The 21,757-nt window shown below is 69.1% G+C and carries 18 protein-coding genes; 2 read left to right on the top strand and 16 right to left on the bottom strand.

Features of this window, described 5'->3' with window-relative positions; translation table 11 throughout:
* Nucleotides 1-3 precede the first annotated feature (3 nt).
* From AC07OY_RS09670 to rsmB, 3 genes are read right to left on the bottom strand one after another with little or no spacing between them, the layout of a single operon-like run.
* A complete protein-coding gene (locus tag AC07OY_RS09670) occupies nucleotides 4-2,289 on the bottom strand; it encodes a sensor histidine kinase (RefSeq protein ID WP_495042347.1) in 2,286 nt (761 codons plus the stop codon).
* A complete protein-coding gene (locus tag AC07OY_RS09675) occupies nucleotides 2,286-2,846 on the bottom strand; it encodes a DUF4390 domain-containing protein (protein ID WP_495042348.1) in 561 nt (186 codons plus the stop codon). The genes AC07OY_RS09670 and AC07OY_RS09675 overlap by 4 nt, the downstream gene beginning before the upstream one ends.
* Nucleotide 2,847: 1 nt before the next feature.
* Nucleotides 2,848-4,188, bottom strand: a complete 1,341-nt coding sequence (rsmB, locus tag AC07OY_RS09680) for a 16S rRNA (cytosine(967)-C(5))-methyltransferase RsmB (RefSeq protein WP_495042349.1) — start codon at nucleotides 4,186-4,188, stop codon at nucleotides 2,848-2,850.
* A gap of 43 nt (nucleotides 4,189-4,231) precedes the next feature.
* Between rsmB and folE the strand changes: the two genes are divergently transcribed.
* On the top strand, nucleotides 4,232-4,933 hold the full coding sequence (gene folE / locus AC07OY_RS09685; protein WP_495042350.1) for a GTP cyclohydrolase I: 702 nt from the start codon (nucleotides 4,232-4,234) through the stop codon (nucleotides 4,931-4,933).
* Here folE and AC07OY_RS09690 read toward each other — a convergent pair.
* From AC07OY_RS09690 to AC07OY_RS09705, 4 genes are read right to left on the bottom strand one after another with little or no spacing between them, the layout of a single operon-like run.
* Nucleotides 4,930-5,406, bottom strand: a complete 477-nt coding sequence (locus AC07OY_RS09690) for a TlpA family protein disulfide reductase (protein WP_495042351.1) — start codon at nucleotides 5,404-5,406, stop codon at nucleotides 4,930-4,932. The genes folE and AC07OY_RS09690 overlap by 4 nt on opposite strands.
* A gap of 30 nt (nucleotides 5,407-5,436) precedes the next feature.
* Nucleotides 5,437-5,982, bottom strand: a complete 546-nt coding sequence (locus AC07OY_RS09695; RefSeq protein ID WP_495042352.1) for a LemA family protein — start codon at nucleotides 5,980-5,982, stop codon at nucleotides 5,437-5,439.
* Entirely contained in the window at nucleotides 5,979-6,683 is a 705-nt protein-coding gene (queC, locus tag AC07OY_RS09700; RefSeq protein WP_495042353.1) for a 7-cyano-7-deazaguanine synthase QueC, read from the bottom strand. The genes AC07OY_RS09695 and queC overlap by 4 nt, the downstream gene beginning before the upstream one ends.
* Nucleotides 6,684-6,734: 51 nt before the next feature.
* A complete protein-coding gene (locus tag AC07OY_RS09705; protein ID WP_495042354.1) occupies nucleotides 6,735-7,193 on the bottom strand; it encodes an ankyrin repeat domain-containing protein in 459 nt (152 codons plus the stop codon).
* Between the two features lie 260 nt (nucleotides 7,194-7,453).
* Here AC07OY_RS09705 and AC07OY_RS09710 point away from each other — a divergent pair, with 260 nt between their 5' ends.
* Entirely contained in the window at nucleotides 7,454-8,443 is a 990-nt protein-coding gene (locus AC07OY_RS09710) for a PEP-CTERM sorting domain-containing protein (RefSeq protein ID WP_495042355.1), read from the top strand.
* A gap of 2 nt (nucleotides 8,444-8,445) precedes the next feature.
* On the opposite strand, the gene AC07OY_RS09715 is transcribed toward AC07OY_RS09710, so the two are convergent.
* The 9 genes from AC07OY_RS09715 to AC07OY_RS09755 form a co-directional block, all read right to left on the bottom strand.
* Complete coding sequence (locus AC07OY_RS09715; protein ID WP_495042356.1) at nucleotides 8,446-8,916, bottom strand: YybH family protein; 471 nt, start codon at nucleotides 8,914-8,916, stop codon at nucleotides 8,446-8,448.
* 97 nt (nucleotides 8,917-9,013) lie between these two features.
* Nucleotides 9,014-9,472, bottom strand: coding sequence for a GNAT family N-acetyltransferase (locus AC07OY_RS09720; RefSeq protein ID WP_495042357.1), 459 nt, complete (start codon nucleotides 9,470-9,472; stop codon nucleotides 9,014-9,016).
* Nucleotides 9,473-9,479: 7 nt separating this feature from the next.
* Nucleotides 9,480-9,947 (bottom strand): MOSC domain-containing protein, encoded by a 468-nt coding sequence (locus tag AC07OY_RS09725; protein WP_495042358.1) that lies wholly within the window; start codon nucleotides 9,945-9,947, stop codon nucleotides 9,480-9,482.
* Between the two features lie 16 nt (nucleotides 9,948-9,963).
* Nucleotides 9,964-11,214 (bottom strand): glutamate-5-semialdehyde dehydrogenase, encoded by a 1,251-nt coding sequence (locus tag AC07OY_RS09730; protein ID WP_495042359.1) that lies wholly within the window; start codon nucleotides 11,212-11,214, stop codon nucleotides 9,964-9,966.
* 29 nt (nucleotides 11,215-11,243) lie between these two features.
* A complete protein-coding gene (locus AC07OY_RS09735; RefSeq protein WP_495042360.1) occupies nucleotides 11,244-13,046 on the bottom strand; it encodes a hypothetical protein in 1,803 nt (600 codons plus the stop codon).
* A gap of 71 nt (nucleotides 13,047-13,117) precedes the next feature.
* Nucleotides 13,118-15,949: a M16 family metallopeptidase gene (locus AC07OY_RS09740; protein WP_495042361.1), complete on the bottom strand. Its 2,832-nt coding sequence runs from the start codon at nucleotides 15,947-15,949 to the stop codon at nucleotides 13,118-13,120.
* A gap of 79 nt (nucleotides 15,950-16,028) precedes the next feature.
* Nucleotides 16,029-17,012 (bottom strand): AEC family transporter, encoded by a 984-nt coding sequence (locus tag AC07OY_RS09745; protein ID WP_495042362.1) that lies wholly within the window; start codon nucleotides 17,010-17,012, stop codon nucleotides 16,029-16,031.
* Nucleotides 17,009-18,889 carry an ATP-binding protein gene (locus tag AC07OY_RS09750; RefSeq protein ID WP_495042363.1) on the bottom strand — a complete coding sequence of 627 codons (1,881 nt, stop codon included), beginning with the start codon at nucleotides 18,887-18,889 and terminating at the stop codon, nucleotides 17,009-17,011. The genes AC07OY_RS09745 and AC07OY_RS09750 overlap by 4 nt, the downstream gene beginning before the upstream one ends.
* A 90-nt stretch (nucleotides 18,890-18,979) precedes the next feature.
* On the bottom strand, nucleotides 18,980-21,571 hold the full coding sequence (locus AC07OY_RS09755; protein ID WP_495042364.1) for a DNA topoisomerase III: 2,592 nt from the start codon (nucleotides 21,569-21,571) through the stop codon (nucleotides 18,980-18,982).
* Nucleotides 21,572-21,757: the final 186 nt, after the last annotated feature.

The raw sequence follows: 21,757 nt of genomic DNA on the forward strand, positions 1-21,757 counted from the left end.
TCCTTAGGTCTTGGCGCCTTGCACACCGGGCTCGGTGGCGGCGACCAGATTCGAAAATGATAGCGAAACTTGCGCGCCATTCACGACAGCCTCCTGACTGCCGTCAGCGGGAGAACCCGCATCGGAAGCGGGATGCAGGTTGCGCAAGGCGATGCGGGCACCGTGTTCGTCGGCGATTTTCTTCACGACGGCCAGGCCCAGGCCGGTGCCCTTGGCCTTGGTCGTCACATAGGGCTCGAAGGCGCGCTTGAGCACCTTCTCGGCGAATCCAGGCCCGTTGTCGACGATGTGCAGGCGCACCGAGCGCGGCTTGCCGGCCTCGGTCAGCGACAGCGAGGAGCGCACGGTGACATGGCCGTCGGGCCGCTCGTTGACGGCGTCCAGCGCGTTCTGCACCAGGTTGTGGATGACCTGGCGCAGCTGGCTGGCGTCGCCCTTGATGTGGGGCAGGCTGGGCGCGAGCTCGGCGGTCAGGCGCCCCTTGTCCTGGGGCTCGGCATAGAGGCTGAGCACCTCGTGGATGAGGGCGTTCAGGTCCAGCGGGTGCAGCTGCGCCGACGGCAGGCGGGCGTAGTCGCGGAACTCGTTGACGAGCTGCTTCATGGCCTGGACCTGGTTGACGATGGTGGCCACCGAGCGCACCAGCATGGCCTGGTCGGTGCCCTCCAGCTTGGCCTCAAGCTTGTGCTGCATGCGCTCGGCCGAGAGCTGGATGGGCGTCAGCGGGTTCTTGATCTCGTGGGCGAGGCGGCGCGCGACCTCGCTCCAGGCGGCCGAGCGCTGGGCCGAGACGACCTCGGAGATGTCGTCGAAGACGACCAGGCGGGCGCCATGCGGCAGCGGCGCGCCGCGCACCAGCAGGCTCAGCGGGTCCTGCTTGGGATCGAGCTGGAGCTCGAAGGAGTCCTGCCAGAGCTCGCGGTCCATGTCGCGCTCGCCTTCGGCGCTGAGGCTTTGCTCGAAGCGCCGCTCCAGCGAGGCCGAGAACTCGGCCAGGCCGGGCACGTCGGCCAGCGGCCGGCCGACATAGGCCGACAACGGCAGGCGCAGGATGCGCGTCGCGCCCGGGTTGACGGTCTCCAGGCCGCCGTCGGCGTCGAAGACCAGCACGCCGGCCGTCAGGTTGTCGAGGATGGTCTGCAGATGGGTGCGCGCGGCGTCCAGCTCCGCCACGGTGCGCGAGACCTGGGCGCGCGCATCGGCGAGCTGGCCGGTCATGTCGGCAAAGGAGCGTGTCAGGCCGCCGAGCTCGTCCCGCGAGGCCAGCACGGGGCGCACGGAAAGGTCGCCCTGGGCGACCTGGCGCACGCCATCGGCCAGCATCAGCAGCGGTCGCGCCAGCTGGTTGCCCAGGGTGACGGCCAGCAGCAGGGCCGCGAAGGTGGCCAGGATGAGCACCAGGGTCAGCGTGCCCAGGTACATGCGGCGCAGGCCGACGCGCTCGAGAGAGCGCTGCTGGTATTCGCTGTTGGCCGTCTGCACGGCCAGGGCGTTGCTCAGCATGCTGGGCGGGATGCGCTGGACCACCATCAGGTAGCGCTCGCCCATGCCCAGGCGCAGCTCGGTGCTGGGCAGCAGGGCCAGGGCGCGGATCTGGGCGCCGCCCTGCAGGGCCGCAGCCTCGTCTTCCAGGCCTTCCAGCTGGCTGGCCACATTGCCGCCACGGGCCTGGCGCAGCATGGTGCCGCTGGGGCGGTCCGGCGTCAGCTGGCGGGCGTCGCCACCGCTCTCCAGCAGGATCTGGCCGTTGCCACCCACCAGGGCGACGGTGCGGGCGCCGAGCTTGTCGCGCACGCGCTCCAGGCCGATCAGCTGGGGCGTGTTGCTTTCGGCGAGCTGGTCGGCGGCATCACGGGTCTTGGTGCCGAGGTCGACCACCATGGCGTCCAGCGTTCCGCGGCCGAGGTTGAGGCCGGCTTCAAGGGCGCTGGCCAGCTTCACGTCGAACCAGGTCTCGATGCTGCGGTTCACGAACTGGTAGGAGACGGCGTAGATCATCAGGCCGGGCACGACGCCCACCAGCGCGAAGATGGCCGCCAGCTTGAACAGCAGGCGGCTGCCGAAGCGGCCGCTGCGCACGCGCAGCACCAGGCGCACGGCGGCGGTCAGGATGACCAGGGTCAGCACCGCCGCGACGCCGACATTGACCCAGTAGAGCCAGTGGTAATGGCGCTCGAAGAAGCCGCGCTCGCTGGTCGTGCCGACCGACAGCAGGAAGGCCAGCACGCCGGCAACGCCGGTAAGGGTCACCAGCGTGATGACCCAGCCCCATCGAGCGGCCTTGGTCATTTCAAGGAGAAATCAGGCGCAAAGTTGCGCTTCTGCTCGACGCTGAGCGCAAAACCGGACTGCAGGCCGATCTGCATCGGGCGGGGCAGCTGGGTGACGTCGAGCTTGTAGCTGAACTCGAGGTAGTAGCTGCCGCTGTCCTCGATGTCCTTGGGTTCGGCGATATGCCAGGCGCTCTGGCCGCGCAGCACGGTCATGGCCTCCTCCAGCGTCGCGAAGCTCTGGTGCAGGCCGCCATTGGAGACGCGGTACTGCCGCGTCAGGGGCTGCCAGGCCAGGCGCCAGGTGCGCTCGGCGCGGGCGACGCGGGCGTCGCGCCAGTACCAGCGGTTGCGCAGCACGGTGGCCTCGACGACGAAGTACAGGGGCACGCCCTTGTTCAGCGCCTCCTCGGCGGTGCGCCCGAGCTCGAAATGAGTCGTGAAGCTGAGGTCCAGGCCATCGTCGGCGCGCCGGGTGGCGAGCTGGGCCAGCTCGATGCCTTCGGCCCGCACCGGCCCGGGAAGCAGGGCGAGCAGCACGGCGAAGAAGGCGGCGATGGCGATCCGGGCGAACAAATCAGGGCTTGGTCAGCAAGGCGTAGAAGAAGCCGTCCAGGGGCGGCTGAGGTTGCAGACCATTGTCAGCCAGGGGGAGCAGGTGCCCCGTGAACCCGGCCACGGCGTGGGACTTCGCACCAGGTTGGCGTTGCAAAAACGCGTCGAGCTGGGCCTGGCCCTCGGCGCGGAAGACCGAGCAGGTCGCGTAGACCAGCCGCCCGCCCGGCGCCAGCAGCGGCCACAGGGCGTCCAGCAGCTCGGCCTGGATGCCGGCCAGGGCGGTGATGTCGTCGGGCCGGCGCAGCCAGCGCACGTCGGGGTGGCGGCGCACGATGCCCGAGGCACTGCAGGGGGCGTCGAGCAGGATGGCGTCGAAGGGCTGGCCATCCCACCAGGTGGCAATCTGGCGGGCGTCGGCGGCCTTCAGCGTCGCTTTCTGCCCCAGCCGGTTCAAATTGTCCTGCACGCGCGTCAGCCGCTGCGCGTCGGAGTCCAACGCAGTTAACTGCAGATCTGGCTGGATTTCAAGCAGATGAGCCGTCTTGCCGCCGGGGGCCGAGCAGGCATCCAGCACGCGGGCGCCCGGCTTCAGCCCCGCGCCCAGGGTCAGGGGGGCGGCGAGCTGGGCGGCGGCGTCCTGCACCGACACCAGGCCCTCGGCAAAGCCCGGCAGGGCCGACACGGGCACGGGCTTGTCCAGCACGACGGCCTGGGGCGTGGGAGTGCCCAGGGCCCGCGCGGCGATGGCGGCGCCGGCCAGGCGCTCCACATACTCGGCCGCGGTGGCGCGCTGGGCATGCACGCGCAGCGTCATCGGCGGCGGGCGGTTGTTGGCGGCCAGGATGGCCTGCCACTGGGTGGGCCAGTCCTGGCGCAGCTTTTCGATCCACCAGGCGGGGTGGTTGAAGCCGCCTTGGGGGCTGCGCTCGGCGGCCGCCACGATGGCCTCGCGCTCGCGCAGGAAGCGGCGCAGCACGGCGTTGATGAAGCCGATGCTGGCCGGCGCCCGGTTCTTGGCGGCGGTGACGGCCTGGTCGACCAGGGTGTGGTCGGCGTACATGGGCGATGAATCGGGATCGGGGTCGGGCCAGAGCAATGCGAGGGCGACGAGCAGCAGCGCATCGACGCGCGGCGGCGGCGCCTTGGGCGCGAGCTGCTGGCGGGCGGCCTCGGCGGCGCCCAGGCGGCGCAGCGCCGTGAAGGCCAGGGCCTGGGTGCCGGGACGCAGGTCGGCCGGCACCTTGGCCAGCAGGTCGGTCAGGGACTTGCCCTCACGCACGCCCTGGACGGCGTCGGCGGCCTGGGTGAGCAGCCGGTGCAGCGGGGCCGACATCGAGCCGGCTTGAGGGCTTTGGGACATGCCTGCAGTGTAGAAGTCACCTTTGGCCGGAGAATCCGCGCCCATGAATGCACCCGCCGCCGACGCTCCCGTCTCCGAACGCATCCGCTACCGCCTCGTGTCGGCCGGCTGCCGCCACCATGCCAACGACAACATCGCCGCCTACATCGAGCCCGGCGAGCTGGACGCGCTGCAGGCCGAGGTCCAGGCCCGCATGCAGGACGTGCTGAAGGCCCTGGTCATCGACACCGACAGCGACCACAACACCCAGGAGACGGCCAAGCGCGTCGCCAAGATGTTCGTCCGCGAGGTGTTTTCCGGCCGTTACGCCCAGGCGCCTTCGGTCACCGAGTTCCCCAATGTCAGCCGCCTCAACGAGCTGATGATCGTCGGCCCGATCACGGTGCGCAGCGCCTGCTCCCACCACCTCTGCCCCATCATCGGCCGGGTGTGGATTGGCATCATGCCCAACGAGCACTCCAACCTGATCGGCCTGTCCAAGTATGTGCGCCTGACCGACTGGATCATGAGCCGCCCGCAGATCCAGGAAGAGGCCGTCACCATGCTGGCCGACGAGCTGCAGGCCCGCGTGAACCCGGACGGCCTGGCCGTCGTCATGGAGGCCGACCACTTCTGCATGCACTGGCGCGGCGTGAAGGACATCGAGGCGGCCATGACCAACAGCGTCATGCGCGGCGCCTTCCTGACGGACCCGAACCTGCGGCGGGAATTCCTCTCCTTGATGCCGAAAAAGTCCGCTGGCTAAGGCAACAAGCCAGCCACGTCGTCCCAAGCCTCGGGCGCGATGCGCCCGGCATGGCGGGCAACGACGGCGCCCCTGGCGTCGATGACCAGGGTCAGCGGCACGGCGGCGGGCGCGGCCAGCGGTGCGCTGAACTTCAGGTCACCCGCCCACAGTGCCGGCATGGCCGGACCGCCCTTCTCGATCTGCTTCAGCGTCTGCAGATAGCCCAGGGCCGCCGCGCGGTCGCGGTCGGTGCTGACCAGCACCAGCTCGAAGGGCTTGCCGCGCCAGCCGGCGGCATTGGCGCGCAGCTCAGGCATCTTCTGGATGCAGGGCGTGCAGTCGGTGTTCCAGAAGAACAGCATGACGACCTTGCCGCGCAGGGCTTCCAGGCTGAAAGCCTGGCCGTCCAGTGTGTTGCCACTCAGCTTCGCCGCTTGAGCGGAGGCTGGGAGGCTGGCAAGGGAAAGCAGAAGGGCGGGGAGCAGGCGCATGCTGCGCAGTCGCGCCAACCCAGCTCGGCCTTACAGCGAGCGCGCCTCGCCGAAGCCATACAGATTCGCCAGCACCCTTGTCGGGAACTGGTGCAGAGCCTCGTTGTACTGGGCCACGGCCTGGTTGAAGACCTGGCGGGCAAAGGCGCGCTGGCGTTCGATGAGCTTGAGTTCGCTGATGAGGCCGTCGATCTCGGTCTCGCTGCGCAGCTCGGCCTGATGGTCGAGCAGGGACAGCAGCCGCGTCAGCGCCGCCGCATGCAGGGCATTGGCCACCGCGAGGCCGCCGACCGGATCGGGCGACCAGGGCTTGGTGCGCGAGGCGAGCGCCGCGGCCTGGGATTCGGCCTGGGCTGTGGCCAGCGCGTCAAAGGTCGCCTGCTCGCTGGCCAGGCGGGGCGCGACGGCGGCCAGCAGCTTGTCGCAGACCTCGCCACGGTCCTTCAGATGGGCGTCCAGCTGCACGAAGGCCTCGCCGATGACATTGCGCAGCGACATCAGGCGGTTGTAGGCGCCCACGCCCCAGAAGAACAGCAACCCCGCTCCGGCCACGCCGGCCCAGCCCCAGAAAGTCATGTGGCAGCCTTGTACTGCGCAAAGCCCCGCGCGCGCAGCTCGCAGGCCGGGCAGCGGCCGCAGCCATGGCCCCAGGCGTGCAGTTCACCGCGTTCGCCGAGGTAGCAGGTGTGGGTGTCCTCGACGATGAGCTTGACCAGGGCCTCGCCGCCCAGGCTCTCGGCCAGGCGCCAGGTGGCGGCCTTGTCGATGAACATCAGCGGCGTGTCCAGCGTCATGGGCGCGTCCAGGCCCAGGCTCAGGGCCACCTGCAGGGCCTTCATGGTGTTGTCGCGGCAGTCCGGGTAGCCGGAGAAATCGGTCTCGCACATGCCGCCGACCAGCACCGAGGCGCCACGGCGGTAGGCCAGGGTCGCGGCAAAGGTCAGGAAGAGCAGGTTGCGGCCAGGGACGAAGGTGTTGGGCAGGCCGTTGGCCTGCAGCTCGATGGCGCGCTCGCTGGTCAGGGCGGTGTCGCTGATCTGGCCGAGCAGGGAGAGGTCCAACAGGTGGTCGGCGCCCAGCCTGCCCGCCCACTGCGGGAACTGGCCGGCGATCCGGGCACGCACCGTGTTGCGGCAGTCCAGCTCGATGCGGTGGCGTTGGCCGTAGTCGAAGGCCAGGGTCTCGACCTCGGCGAAGCGATCCACGGCCCAGGCCAGGCAGGTGGTGGAGTCCTGGCCGCCCGAGAAAAGGACGAGGGCTTTGCGGGAGTCGGTCATGGACGGGATGCTACCCGGGCCTTCTCCAGGAACTCGCTGAAGGCAGCGTGCCTAGCGATCTCCCTGGGCCGACTTGACGCGTTCCCTCACCGCCACCTCGCTGCCACCGGCAAGGGCCGTGGTTTCCAGCGCGGACTCACCGCGGTCGTTCTTGCGCCGTGGGTCTGCACCCGCCTGAAGCAGGATCTCCACCGTTTCGAGGTTCGCCCAACTGGTGGCATTCATGAGCGGCGTATAGCTGCCTTGCCCACGATTGGGATCAGCGCCCGCCCTCAGCAGAACGCGAACAACCGCTGCTCCGCCCTTCGGTCCCGTGGCAACGTACAAAAGTGTCTCGCCCGTCTCACTCGTGGCGTTCGGACTGATGCCCTTGCCAAGCAGACGCTCCAAGGTCGCCGCGTCATTCAGATAGGCGGCCTCAAAGGCTCTCTCCTTCGAAATGCTCTCAGGTGCCTGGCAGGCCGACAAAGCCAGCGAGAGCAAGATCCAAAGCGAGCGTCTTGAAGTCATTGCCGAACCTTGTCAAGGATCAGATGGCACGTCGTCCTGGCACGGTCGCATAGATGATGAACGCGCCGATGGCCAGCGAACCCAAGGCCCACAGGCGGCGGCAGAGGTGCGTTGCCGTTCCTGGAACCTCCCTCGTTCAAGGGACGCCGCGTCGGGATTGCTCTAGTACTTCGACTGGACGGCATCGTTAAGGTCGCGCAACAAAGTTCAGGACAAGGTCCGCGCCTTTCAGTGTGGGCCATCCTCAGGGAGTCATCACGATGCTTGTTTCCGCCCGCCGCGCCTTGTGCGCGCTGCTCGCTTCGCTTGCCACCGCCACCTCGGCCCTGGCCTCAGGTGGCTATACCGTCACCACCGTAGACGTACCGGGCAGCACCTCAACCGCGCTCACCGGCATCAACGATAGTGGCAATGTCGTGGGCTACTTCACCCAGGGCAGCCAAACTGCCGGCTTCCTGTACCAGAGCGGCGCGTTCACGACAGTGGCGGGCCCCGCAGGCTCGACGGCCAGCATGCTGAGAGGTATCTCCAGCACCGGCCTGATGGTGGGCAACTTCGCGACGGCCGGCAAGTTGCTGCTGCAGCAAAGCTTCCTGTTCGATGGCAGCAACTACACCGTGCTGGCGCTGCCCTTCGACGGCGCCGTGCGCAGCATTTCGTCCAATGGCCGCTACCTGGCCGGTGACGTCTACGGCAACGGGTCCGGTTTCGTCCATGACTTGCTCAATGGCACGACCCATGTCTTCCCCCCCAACAGCACCAGCATCGTCACCCAGGGCGTGAACGACCAGGGGCAGGTCGTCGGAACAATGGGCATCGGCAACACCGTCGTGCCATTCGTGTACGACGCCGCCTCGGGCCAGTACGTGACCAATCCGCTGGACTTCCAGGGCCTGGATGCACGGCCTCGTGCCATCAACAACGCCGGCCAGGTGGGTGGCTGGATCTCCAAAGGCGCGGACGGCGCCAGTGCCTTCGTCCGTGACGGCAGTGACATCACCGTCCTGCCCAGCAACGCCGGCTGGTTCTGGACCGTATCCAACATCAACAACAGCGGTGTCGCCGTGGGCTACTACCAGGACCAGTACGCGACCGTCACCACGCCGCATGGCTTCCTCGCCACGCCGGTGCCGGAGCCGGCCGTGCTGCCGATGCTGGCCGTCGGGTTGGCTTTGCTGGCCCTGAGGCGCCGCTCCGGCGCCACGGCTGCCCACTGGAGCAAGTCGAGCGCAGCAGGATCGTCTTCCTAGCCTTATCCCCCAGACGATGCCGGCTGAGCTGGCAGCGGTGCCCGCCGCGGCGTATTGCCGTTGTCCATGTCGGAGACGATGAGCCAGCGCCCCTCGGCATTGCGCCTCAGCACCAACGTGAACTTGCCGAAATCCGGCTTGTCCGCCGCTGGCCCGAAGCCACCGATCACATAGGCCAGTTCACCCGAAGTCCCGAAGGCGATAGGCCTCAGGTGCAGTGGCACGCCCGCCCCTTGGGAATAGGCCTTGCGGATGCTCTCGGCCCCCTGCGCCGGCGGCTTGCCACTGGGCAGGGCCATGCCGTCGGCGGTGAACAACTGGGCCAGGGCCGCTGGGTCATTGGCCTGCCAGGCGCGGGCGTAGTCCTGCAGCACGCGGGCGATGTCGGGCGGCAGGGTCACCGTGGGCAGGGGCTGGGCCCAGGTGCCGGCACAGCAGGCGGCGCCGAGGAAGGCGAGAAGGGCTTTCTTCATGGGCAGGTGATATCACTGGACGTGTCGATGGCTTGAACCCATCTTCACCGGGACTGCCGACCGGCGCATGTGCCAGCCGTCGCCTCGATCTCCTGCGTCAGGCGGCGCTGGGAACCAGGAGCTCGAGCTCTTCATCCCCGTTCTTGTCGAAACGGCCGGTCGAGACCCAACCCTGCTGACGATAGAAGCTGTAGGAGCGCACGGCGGGGTCGGGCGAGCAGCCGAGGAAGAGGCGGCGGTGGCCGGCATGGACCAGGGCGCTCACCACCAGATCGAGCAGGCGCTTGCCAAGACCCCTGCCCTCGTAGCCCGGCAGCAGGGCCAGCACCAACACCTCGCCAGTGGCCTTGTCGCCAAAGCCGTAGCCGACGATGGCGGCCTGCTCGTCGACGCAGACAAAGCCGGGCAGATCGCCAGCAGCAACAGCGGGGGCCCAAAACTCGGCCGTGATGCCCATGGCGGCCAGTTGTGCGACCGAGATGGCGTTCTCGCGCGTGAGGCCGCGCAAGCTCACGCAGGCGGGGGCATCGGCGGGGGTGGCGGGGCGGAAGTGCAACGGGGACTCACTCCCTTGCAGCCGGAAGGCCAATCGCCGCGCCACGCTCAATGACGCCGCTGGACAGCACATCGGCTCGCAGCCCGCCGCGATGCACGAAGCGCCTCACGACCTGGGCGGCCGTGATGTCCGGCGAGGCCAGCGCGTTGCCCAGGCCCAGGCAGGGCTCGCACAGCTCCATGCCGCGCAGCCTGACCTCACCGATGGAGAACTCGATGCCAACCAAGTCATTGAGTCGCACACCGCGTGTCAGCAGATTGCGATGGGTGATGGAAACGTCATCGCCGCGCCGCTGTTCGCGCAAAAAGGCCTCGACCTCCTCGATCTCGATCAGCGTCAGGTTCTGGCCGGGCTCGTCATGCCGGCCGAAGTAGCGGTCGCCTTCGATGCCAGAGCCGGCGACGACGCGGACGGACTCTTGTTCGATTTGCGGGCCGCCCGGCGTGGGCGAGACGAAGATGCGTTCGACAGTCATGGCTGGCTTTCCCTCCTCAGCCCCTGATTTCACCCTGCCCCAACACCACCCATTTCATCGACGTCAGCCCCTCCAGGCCCACCGGGCCGCGGGCGTGGAACTTGTCCGTCGAGATGCCGATCTCGGCGCCCAGCCCGTACTCGAAGCCGTCGGCAAAGCGGGTGCTGGCATTGACCATGACGCTGGCCGAATCGACCTCGCGCAGGAAGCGCATCGCGCTGACGTGACTCGTCGTCAGGATCGCATCCGTGTGATGCGAGCCATAGCGATTCACATGCGCAATCGCCTCGTCCAGCGAGTCCACCACCTTGATGCTGATGATCGGCGCCAGGTATTCGGTGGACCAATCCTCTTCGGTTGCCGGCACGGCGCCGGGCAGCAGGGCGCGGGTGCGGCCGCAGCCGCGCATCTCGACGCCCTTGGCGTGGAAGACCTCGGCGATGCGCGGCAGGAAGGCCCGGGCCTGGGCCGCATGCACCAGCAGAGACTCGGTCGCGTTGCAGGGGCTGTACTTCTGCGTCTTGGCGTTGTCGACGACCTGGAGGGCCTGTTCCAGGTCCACCTCGGCGTCGACATAGCTGTGGCAGTTGCCGTCCAGGTGCTTGATGACGGGCACCTTGGCTTCCATCGCGATGCGCTCGATCAGGCCCTTGCCGCCGCGCGGGATGATGACGTCCACCCATTGCGGCGAGCTGATCAGCAACCCCACTGCGGCGCGGTCGGTGGTGTTGACGAGCTGCACGGCCGCGCGCGGCAGGCCGGCTTCTTCCAGTGAGGCGGCAACGATCTCGGCCAGCGCCAGGTTGGAATGGATGGCCTCGGAGCCGCCGCGCAGGATGCAGGCGTTGCCGCTCTTGATGGCCAGCGACGCGGCCTCGATGGTCACGTTGGGGCGGCTCTCGTAGATCATGCCGAACACGCCCAGCGGCACGCGCATCTGGCCGACGCTGATGCCGGTGGGGCGGCGCTTCACGCCAGTGATCTCGCCGACCGGGTCGGGCATGGCGGCGATCTGCTCGCAGCCTTCAGCCACCGTAGCCAGCGTCTTGGCATCGAGCTTGAGCCGGTCGCGCAGCGGGCCGCTGAGCCCGGCAGCACCGGCCAGGTCGCGGGCATTGGCTTCGGCCAGGGCTGGGCCGGCCTCGCGCAGGCGGCGGGCCAGGGCCAGCAGCGCGGTGTTCTTGGCGGCCGTCGAGGCGGCGGCCATCTGCGTGGCGGCGGCGCGGGCGGCGCGGCCGAGGTCGTCCATATAGGCGGGCAGGCTCATGGCCGCCATTTTCGTTGACCTGCCTTGACCTACAGCTTCGTGAGGTCGGGGCCGCCCTCCGTGCCGAACCAAGTCTTGCTCAACGCCTGGCGAGCGCTCCGCTCCGAGGCGAGGTCGCCGCGCTTCCTGTAGACCTCGGCCAGGGCCGCCAGCGCCCAGCCGTTGTTGCGCACGCGGACCAGCGAGTCGCGCAGGGCCTTCTCGGCCTCGTCCAGCCGGCCCTGGCGCAGGCGCACGGCGCCCAGGGACTGGCGCACCGGGTAGTACCAGTAGGCCGGCTCGGTATAGGCCAGGCCCTCCTCGACGGCCACGGCCTGCTCGAAGGCGGCGGCCGCGGCATTGAGGTCGCCCTGGGCGTCGGCCAGGCGGGCGGTGGCGACCAGGCGGGCCGTCTGCGCGATGGCCTGGGCCGGGATGCCCCAGGCGTCGAAGGCGCTGTAGTCGGCCTTCTCCAGCGCCGCCAGGGCCGCGATCTCCTGCTGGGCGGCGGCCGTGTCCCTGCGCGCAGCCTGGGCGACGGCGCGGGCGTAGTGGTACATGACGCGCACCAGCACCAGGTCGTCGGACGGCGCGGCCAGCTTCAGGATGACCTCGGGCGGGCTGAACTGCGCATGCGTCGTGTACGGCGCCGCCTTGACGGGCTGCATGATGGGGAAGGCCTTGACGACGTCATCGGGCATGGAGGCGTCGAGCTTGGCGGCCGCCTCGATGGCGGTGGATGCCGCGCCGCCCATCTGGGCCGACACCATCAGGAAGTGGATGTTGTGCGGGTAGTAGGCCGAGCGGTACAGCGGGTCGGAGGGCGAGCGCTTGAAATAGGCCTCGTCGACGGCGATGGCCACGCGGTTGGCCTCCAGCGACTCGCGGTACAGCCCGACGCGGTAGTAGATGTGGGCCGGCATGTGCACGATGTGGCCGGCGCCGGGCATCTGAGCGGCCAGGCGGCGCGCGGGTGCCAAGGCGCGCTCCGGTGTCGTCGAGGCCTCGACGGCGTGGATGTAGAGGTGAATGGCGCCGGCATGGTTGGGGCTGCGCTTGAGCACGGTCTCCAGTGCGGCCAGGATGTCGGCCGTGCGGCCCTTCGGTCTCGCGCCGGCGGCCTCCCAGTAGTCCCAGGGCTGGGTGTCCATGGCGGCCTCGGCATGCAGCACCTGCATCAGGTCCTCGCCGGGAAACTGCGCCGCCACCTGCTTCATCGCGTCTGCATAGGCGGCGTCCAGCGGTGCCCGGTCGGCGGGCGGCTCGGCCGCGTAGCGCTTCTGCAGGGCCTCGATGAGGGCGCGTTCCCGCGGCGGCAGCTTGTCCTTCAGCGCGACGGCGCGCTGCAGGGCGGCCCAGGCGGGCGCGTTGGCCTCGGCCTGCATGGGCACATTGATGTTGGGGCCGAGGATGAGGCTCTCGCCCCAGTAGCACAGGCCGCAGCCGGGGTCCAGCTTCTGCGCGGCCTGGAAGGCGCGCTGGGCCTCGGCATGGTTGAAGGCGAAGGCCAGGCGCAGGCCCTGGTCGAAATAGGCCTGCACCCTGGGCGAGGCCTTGGCGAGCTTGAAGCTCATGCGGCCGAGGTCGCGGTAGACAGGCACCTCACCCGGCGCGGCCTTCATGGGCGCGGGCTGGAAAGGGGCTGTCTCGCTCTTGGGCTGGGTCGCGGCCGCGGCCAGCAGGGCCTGCAGCAGCGCGGGCTGGCCCGCCACCGTGGGCGCGCAGACACCGCCGACGCTGTCCAGCAGCGGGTCGAAGGCTGCAGCGCGGTCTGCGCTGCCGGCCAGGACCACGAGGCCGATGCCGGCCAGGGCCTGCAGCAGGCGGGAAGCGAGGCGGTGACGAGCGTGCATGCGTCCTCCAGGCCCGGCGAGGGCCAAGCGGGCATGGTCGCACCAGCCATGCCGGCACGCAATCAACCAGACTAGGGCTGCTGGGGCTTGCCTTCCATGTCGCGCTCTTCGGCCTTGCGGCCGATGGCCTGCAGCTGCGGCGCGATCTTGGCCTTGTCGCCCACGGCCACGACGATGAGCTGGGCCGGGTCGAGATGCTGCTGTGCGGCCTTCAGCGCCGTGGCCGAGGTGACCGCGCCGTATTTCTTCGGCAGCTCGGTAATGGCGGACAGCGGCTGGCCCGCGGCCCAGTTGCCCGCGTAGCCGGCGACGACGGCGAAGTTGGTGTCGAACAGCCCCGGCAGCGACAGCAGCTGAGCGTTGCGCACACGGTTCAGCTCGGCGGCGCTCATGGGCCTGGCCCGCATGCCGCCGATCTCCTTCCAGATGTCGACCAGGGCCGGGCCGGTCGCATCGGTGCGCACGCTGCCGCGGATGCCGAACTGGCCGCGCTCGCGGCCCATGGTGTAGCCCGAGAAGATGCCGTAGGTGTAGCCCTTGACCTCGCGCAGCTGGTTGTTGATGCGCGAGGTGAACAGGCCGCCCAGGGCCGCGTTCATGACCTTGATGGCGGCCGCGTCGGGCGCGGCAGCGAAGGGGCCGGGTCCGACGATGGCCAGGGCCGTCTGCGGCGCGCCGGGCTTGTCGACGATGACGGTGCGCGCCGCCACCGGCTGCGGCGCCGGCAGCGGCGTCGCGGGCGCCGCTGCACCGCTGGGCTTCCAGGCGCCGAACAGCGGCTCGATCAGGGCGCGCAGCTCGGCCTCGCTCAGATCGCCGGCGACAACCAGAGCCGCGCGCTCGGGGCGGTAATGGGACTGCCAGAAGCTCCGCAGCGCCGCGGCGTCGACGGACTTGATGCTGGCCTCGGTGCCCAGGGCATTGGCGCTGAGCGGGTGGGCCTCGCCGTAGACGACGCGGTTGGCGACGGCATTGGCCAGCAGCGGCGCCTCCTCGCGCGTCTGGGCCAGGGCGGCCAGGCGCTGGGCCTTCTGGCGCTCGATCTCGGCGGCGTCAAAGGCCGGATGGAGGGCGACATCGGCCAGCAGGGCCAGGCCGGGCCCGGCGCTGGCCTTGAGGCCGGAGTACTCGATGCGCGCCTCCTCGCTGCCGGCCTGGGCGCTCAGCGTGGCCCCCAGAGCCGCGACGGATTCGGCGATCTGCTGGGCGCTGCGCGTGGCCGTACCCTCGGGCAGCATGGCCGCCGTGAAGCCGGCCAGGCCCGGCTTGTCGGCCGGATTGGCGCCCTGGCCGGCGCGCAGCACCAGGCTGGCGCTGACCAGGGGCAGGCCGGGCTTGGGCGAATGGATGACGGTCAGGCCATTGGCCAGCGTGAAGCTCTGCGCGGCCGGCAGCACCAGGGGCTTGGCCTTGGCGGCGGCCGGGGCCTTGCTGCGCCAGGCCTCCAGCGCGTTCAGCGACTCGCGTTCGCCGCGGGCCGCCTTGGTGGGCATGGCCGGCGTGGGCACCTCGGGCGGCAGCAGCTGCTCGCCGGGCAGGGCCTGCACGACGACGCGGCTGTCCTTTCTCAACCAGGTGGCCACCGTGGCGCTGACGGCGGCCGGCGTCGTGGCGTCATAGCGCGCCAGGTCCTTGCCGACGAAGCCCGGGTCGCCCGCCATCTGGTTGTAGTGGTTGACCAGGTCGGCCAGCGACGTGACCTTCTCCAGGCGCTGCAGCAGCTGGGTCTCGATGGTGGCGCGGGCCTGGGCCATCTCGGCGCCGGTGGGCGGCGTGGCGGCCAGCCTGGCGATCTCGGCATCGACGAGCTTCTCGATCTCGTCCAGCGACGCGCCCGGCCGGGCCACGATCTCGATGTTGAAGAGCGAGCTGAGCGACTGCGAGTCCTGCAACACCTGCACGCTCTGGGCGAGCTGTTTATCGCGCACCAGCAGGCCGTAGAGGCGGCTGGCCTTGTCGCCGCCCAGCACATGGGCGGCAACGTCCAACTGGGCATCGCCGGCGGCGAACATCGGCGGCGTGTGCCAGGCCAGGTTGAGGCGCGACAGCTCGATGCGGTCCTTGACGACGAGGCGGCGCTCCTTCGTGATCGCGGGCGTCGCCACCTTGACCTCGGGCACCTTGGCGCCGGCTTTCAGCGAGCCGAAATACTTCTGCACCAGGGCCTTGGCCTGCTGGGGATCGAAGTCGCCGGCCAGCACGAGGGTCGCGTTGTTGGGCCGGTAGTAGGTGCGGGCGAAGTCCTTCACATCCTTGAGCTTGATGCTCTGGATGTCGGCATGCGAGCCGATGACGGCGGCGCGGTAGGGGTGGCCGTCCGGGTAGAGGGCCTGGTAGAGCGCCTCCTCGACGATGCCGTAGGGCCGGTTCTCGAAGCTCTGGCGGCGCTCGTTGCGCACCACGTCCTGCTGGTTGGCCAGGGCCACGGAATCGACCTCGTCGATCATCCAGCCCAGCATGTCCGACTTCAGCCACAGGCCCATCTCGAGCTGGTTGGACGGCAGCGTGAAGTAGTAGTTGGTGCGGTCGAAATTGGTCGAGCCGTTGCTGTCGGTGCCGCCGGCGGCATCAACGAACTTGTCGAACTCGCCGCGCGGCACATGGCGGCTGCCGGCGAACATCAGGTGCTCGAAGAGGTGGGCAAAGCCCGTCTGGCCCCTGGCCTCGTTGCGCGGGCCGGCATGCACCCACAGGTTGAAGGCGACCAGCGGCAGGCGGTGGTCCTCGACGAGGATGACCTCGAAGCCATTGGCCAGCGTGTACTTCTCGTGCCGCACGGCGATCTGGCCGCCCTCGGTGCTGACCGCCACCTGCGGCGGCGCCGACCAGGCCGGCAGCGCGGCGGACAGCGCACCGGCCAGGGCCAGCAGGGCAACGAGACGGCGCGGTGCGGGAGCTTTCATGCGGATCGGTCCTCGGGAAGCAGATGGGGATTGGGCGTGGCCTCGGCTCCAGGCAGAAGTGCCGGGAGTCACCGTGGGCTTACCAGGGGGACAACCATGCCAGCAAGGCCAGCCACAAGGGCGCCGTGGCGACGTAAAGAATGGTGGAGACGACGGTGGCGGCCGTCACCTCGGCCTCCAGCGCGCGATAGCGCTGCGCGAAGATCAGCGCATTGGAGCCCGTGGGCAGTGCCGCGATCATGACGATGACGGCCAGCGGCATGCCCTTCAGGCCCAGGCCCCAGTGGGCGACACCCAGCACGACGGCCGGCATCAACAGCAGCTTGGCCACCACCAGACCGGCCAGGCCATGCCAGGTGCGCGGCCAGCCGTAATAGGCCAGCGACATGCCGATCAGCGTCAGGCACAGCGGCACGACGGCCGTGCCCAGGCTTTGCAGGGCTTCGTCGGCCACGGCGGGCAGCGGGAAGTCGGTGGCGTTCCAGGCCAGGCCGGCCAGCACCGGCAGCACGACCGGGTGGATGATGGTGTTGCGCACCGTCTGAAGCAGCGTGCCGGCGAGGTTGCCACTGCTGCGCTCGCGGGCCAGGTCGAGCTCGACGATGGCGGTCAGCAGCGTGAGGATGGACAGGGCATGCAGGCTGACCACGGCGATGTGGATGGCCAGGCCCTTCTCGCCGAAGACGCCGGCCGCCACCGGCAGGCCGACCTGCAGGGTGTTGCCGAAACCGGCCGTGATGGCCCTGACGCTGGGCGCCACCACGGGCTCACCGGGCTTGCGCCGCAGGCGGTAGACGACATACATCAGCGCGATCAGCACCAGCACCGGCACGAAGAAGGCGAACAGGAAGGCCCAGGGCAGGGTCGCCGTGTCCAGCCGTGCCGTGGTGCGGAACAGCAGGGCTGGCACGAAGATGTAGAAGGCCGCATTGGCCAGCACGCGCGCCGGATCGGTGTCGCTTCCTGCAGGGCCGCCGCCCAGCCAGCGCATGCGGCCAACAGCCCAGCCGATGGCCACCGCCACGAGGATGGCGAGCAGCTTGGCCGCGATCGCCCAGGTCACGCGAGCGGCAACCTGAGTTCGAACACGAAGCTGCTGCCCTGCCCCGCCGTGCTCTGCACCAGGATCTGGCTGCCCATCAGCCGCACCAGTTGCTGGCTGATGGACAGGCCGAGACCCGTGCCACCGAGATGACGCGAAGCGTCGGAGACCTGCTCGAAGGCCTGGAAGAGGCGGGCCTGCTGGGCCGGTGTCATGCCGATGCCGCTGTCGCTGACCTCGAAGCGCAGCCGCGTGTGCGTGGCATCGAGCTCGACGGCGCGGGCGGTCAGCTGCACGCTGCCGCTGTCGGTGAACTTGACCGCGTTGGACAGCAGGTTGAGCAGCACCTGGCGCAGGCGCTGGCCGTCGGCCACGACCGTGGCCGGCAGGCGTGGGTCCATGTCGACCGCGAAGGCCAGGCCCTTCTGCTCGGCGCGCAGGCGCACGCTGTCGCAGGCCATGTCGACCAGGGCGCGCAGGTCCACCGGCGCTGTCTTCAGCGAGACCTTGCCGGCCTCGATGCTGGCCATGTCCAGCACGTCGTTGATGAGTTCCAGCAGGTGCAGGCCGGAGTCCCGCATCAGCTGCAGCTTGGCCTGCTGGGCCGTCGGGATGGCGGCGTCCATCTGCATCAGCTGGGTGAAGCCGAGGATGGCGTTCAACGGCGTGCGGAACTCGTGGCTCATGGTGGCCAGGAAGCGGCCCTTGGCCTGGTTGGCGGCTTCGGCGCGCAGCTTGGACTCGCTGAGCTCGGCGGTGCGTTCGTTGACGAGCTCCTCGAGGTGGTCGCGGTGGCGCGTCAGCTCGGCCTCGGCCTGGCGGCGCAGCGAGATGTCGCTGACCATGCCCTCGATGCGGCGCTGGCCACCCTCGCCTTCGGCCTCCACCCAATGCGCGTTCAGCTCCACCCACAGCGGCTTGCCGCCCGCGCCGCGCAGCTGCAGCTGGCATTGCTGGATCTTGCCCTGCTCGTTCATGACGTCGGCGACGCGCTGCATCTCCTGGCGGTCGATGCCGGTCAGCTCGCGCAGCCGGCGGCCGACGGGGCTTTGCGAGCCCAGGCCCAGCATCTGCGTGAAGGCCCGGTTCATGCTGAGCACGCGCCCGTCGGCATCGGCCTGGAAGACGCCCTCGGTGGCGTTCTCGAACAGGCTGCGGTAGCGCGCCTCGCTGGCGCGCAGGCCCTCGGAGCTGAGCTGCACCTGATCGGCCGCGCTGCGCAGCTTCAGGCTCATGGCGTTGAAACGCATGGTCAGCTCGCCGATCTCGTCGCCGCGCTCGACCGTCTCCTGGGCACCGAGGTCGCCCTTGGCGACGCGCTGGGCCAGGGCGCCCAGCCTCAGCACCGGCCGGCGCACCAGCCAGTGCACCAGCAGCGAGCTGGCGATGACGATGCCGACGACGACGACGGCCAGCAGCTCGACCACGAAGCCACGCGTGCGGCGGATCTGCTCGTCGACGAGGTCGCGCGTGAACACCAGGACGGCCGAGGCCACCTGGGTGCCCGGCGTGTCGGCTGCGGGCTGGTAGGTGACGACGAACTCGCGCTGCAGCGCGTCGCTGGCGGGCCTGCCATCGGATACCTGGCGGCTGCGCTTGGCCTGGCCGCCGCGCAGGCCGAGGCCCTTGAGCTCGATGGCATGCACCTCGGGGTCGGCCATGACGGCATCGAGCAGGTTCTCGATGGCGACATGGTCCAGGTTCCAGATCGGGCCGGCGAAGCCGCGCTCGATCAGGCCGGCCATGCGCGCCTCGCGCTGGCGCAGGCCAGCCAGCAGCTCGGCCTCCTCGCGCGCCGTCCAGTACCAGCCCACGGCCAGCACCAGCAGGCTGGCGACCAGCGCAATGCCGGCCGTCAGACGCGTCTGTATCCCGAGGCTGATCGGCGTCAACGCCATCCCTCGCTCTCCCGATTCGGCCCGTTCAGGCCCATGCGGCGAGCATAAGCGCTGCCACTCGCCGTGACGGCGTGGCTTCGCAACAGTGGATCAGGCCTTGGCTGCGGCTTTCTTCGCGGGAGCTTTCTTGGCCGGTGCAGCCTTGGCGGCGCGCGGCTCGAACTCGAAGACGACCTTGCCTTCCTTCTTGTCATAGGCCAGGAAGGCCTTGAACTTGCGGCGCGTCTTGTTGGAGACGAAGTTCTCCAACAGGTCGGTCTTGCCGTCGGCCAGCAGCTTGGTCACCTGGGCCGGCTCGATGGGCTGGGTCAGGATGACCTTGCCGGTCTTGAAGTCGCAGGTGACGTGGGCGCCGACCGAGTGCTCGCAGACGTAGTTGCTGCCGTGTTCGTAGACATGGCCCTTGCACTTGGGGCAGGCGCCCAGGCTTTGCTGGCCGGAGAAGTCCACCGGCTCGCCGTCGTTCTCGGCCTTCTTGGCGTCCTCGCCGAAGTCGAATTCCAGCTTCCAGTTGGCGATCTCTTCGTCATAGACCAGGGCCAGCTCGGCCGTGAAGGGCCAGCCCGCCTTGGAGCGGAAGCCCTCCAGCGGACCGATCTTCTTGTCGCGCAGGAAGGCCTCGACCTCGTGCAGCTCGAAGCTGCGGCCGCCCGGGATCTTGCCGATGGAGAAGCCGCAGGCATCGCTGCCCTCGCCGCTCTTGCCCGAGCAGGTGAAGCGGCGGTAGTTCTCTTTCACGATGCCGCCGCACTTGGGGCAAGGCGTCTTCAGCGTCGCGTAGTCGCCGGGGATGGTGTCGCGGTCATAGCCCTTGGCCTTGGCGACCATCTTCTCGGTCATGGCCGCGATCTCGGCCATGAAGACCTCGCGCTTGAGGCGGCCCTTCTCCATCTCCGAGAGCTTGAACTCCCAGTCGCCCGTCAGCTCGGGCTTGGTCAGGTCTTCCACGTCCAGGCCGCGCAGCAGCGTCATCAGCTGGAAGGCCTTGGCCGTCGGGATCAGCTCGCGGCCCTCGCGCAGCATGTATTTCTCGCTGATCAGGCCTTCAATCGTCGCGGCGCGCGTGGCTGGCGTGCCCAGGCCCTTTTCGGCCATGGCCTCGCGCAGTTCGTCGTCGTCGATGAGCTTGCCGGCGCCTTCCATGGCGGACAGCAGCGTGGCTTCGGTGTAGCGGGCCGGCGGCTTGGTCTGCAGCGCCTTCACGTCGACGCTCTCGGTGCGCACCACCTCGCCCGGCTGCACCGGCACCAGGTTGGCATCCTCGTCGTCCACATCCTTGCCATAGACGGCCAGCCAGCCCGGCTTGACCAGCACCTTGCCGTTGGTCTGGAAATGGTGCTTGTTGTCGACCTTCGAAATCCGAGTCGTGACCAGGAACTCGGCCGGCGGGAAGAACACGGCCAGGAAGCGCTTGACGACCATGTCGTAGAGCTTGGCCTCGATCTCGGTCAGGGCCTTGGGCGCCTGCAGCGTCGGGATGATGGCGAAGTGATCCGACACCTTGGCGTTGTCGAAGACCTTCTTCGTCGGCTTGATATAGCCTTCCTTCAGCGACGTGGCGGCGTGCTGGGACAGCACGGCCAGCGGGCCGGGCAGGTCCTCGGTCGCCAGCATCTTGGCCGTGTCCTTGGCCACAGCCAGGTAGTCCTCGGGCAGGAAGCGCGAGTCCGTCCGCGGGTAGGTCAGCACCTTGTGCTTTTCATACAGCGCCTGGGCGATGGACAACGTCGTCTTGGCCGAGAAGCCGAAGCGGGAATTGGCCTCGCGCTGCAGCGTCGTCAGGTCGTAGAGGCCGCCGCAGCTGGTCGTGCTGGGCTTGCTTTCCTCGGTGACCTGGGCCGGCTTGCCCAGCACGGCCTTGGCGATCTCTTCGGCCTCGGCGGCCGTCCACAGGCGATCGGCGCGGCGCTCCGCGTCGTCGTTCTTCTTCCAGGTGGGGTCGAACCACTTGCCTTCGTACTGGCCGGCCTGGGCGTCGAAGTTGGCGCGCAGCTCCCAGTAGTCGCGGGCGACGTGCTTGCGGATCTTCTCCTCGCGCTCCACGACGACGGACAGCGTCGGCGTCTGCACGCGGCCCACCGTGGTCAGGAAGAAGCCGCCGTCGCGCGAGTTGAAGGCCGTCATGGCCCGCGTGCCGTTGATGCCGACCAGCCAGTCGGCCTCGGAGCGGCAGCGCGCGGCATCGGCCAGCGGCAGCATCTGGGCGTCGCTGCGCAGCTTCTCGAAACCCTCGCGGATGGCGGCCGGCGTCATGGACTGCAGCCACAGCCGCTCGATGGGCTTGTTGAGCTTGCCCTTGGCCGGCTGGGCGTATTGTTCGATCAAGCGGAAGATCAGCTCGCCCTCGCGGCCCGCGTCACAGGCGTTGATCAGGGCCGTCACGTCCTTGCGGCGGATCAGCTTGGCCAAGGCGTTGAGCCGGCCCTTGTTCTTGTCGATCGGGTTCAGATCGAAGTGCGGCGGGATGACGGGCAGGTTGGCGAAGCTCCACTTGCCGCGCTTGACGTCGAACTCCTCGGGCGCCGCAATCTCGACCAGATGGCCGACGGCGGAGCTGACGACGTACTGCTCGTTCTCGAAATGGTCGTCGTGCTTGTCGAACTTGCCCGCCACGGGCGTCAGCGCGCGGACGATGTCCTGCGCGACGGAGGGCTTCTCGGCAATGATCAGAGTCTTGCTCATCGGTCTTTCAATCGGTTGTCAGTTCGTCTCCCGGGCCGAGCGCCGGGCCGCTCCCAAGCCGGCCCGCCTGGCGATGTTGATCGGGCTCAATGCCCGGTCAATCGCCGTCCCCTCGGGGGACCGGCCAAGGTACTCCTTGGACGAGGGGTCTCAATTTCTGGTGCCTACAATCCGGGCCTCGCGCGC

This window comes from Roseateles sp. GW821-FHT09H10 (assembly GCF_059415865.1).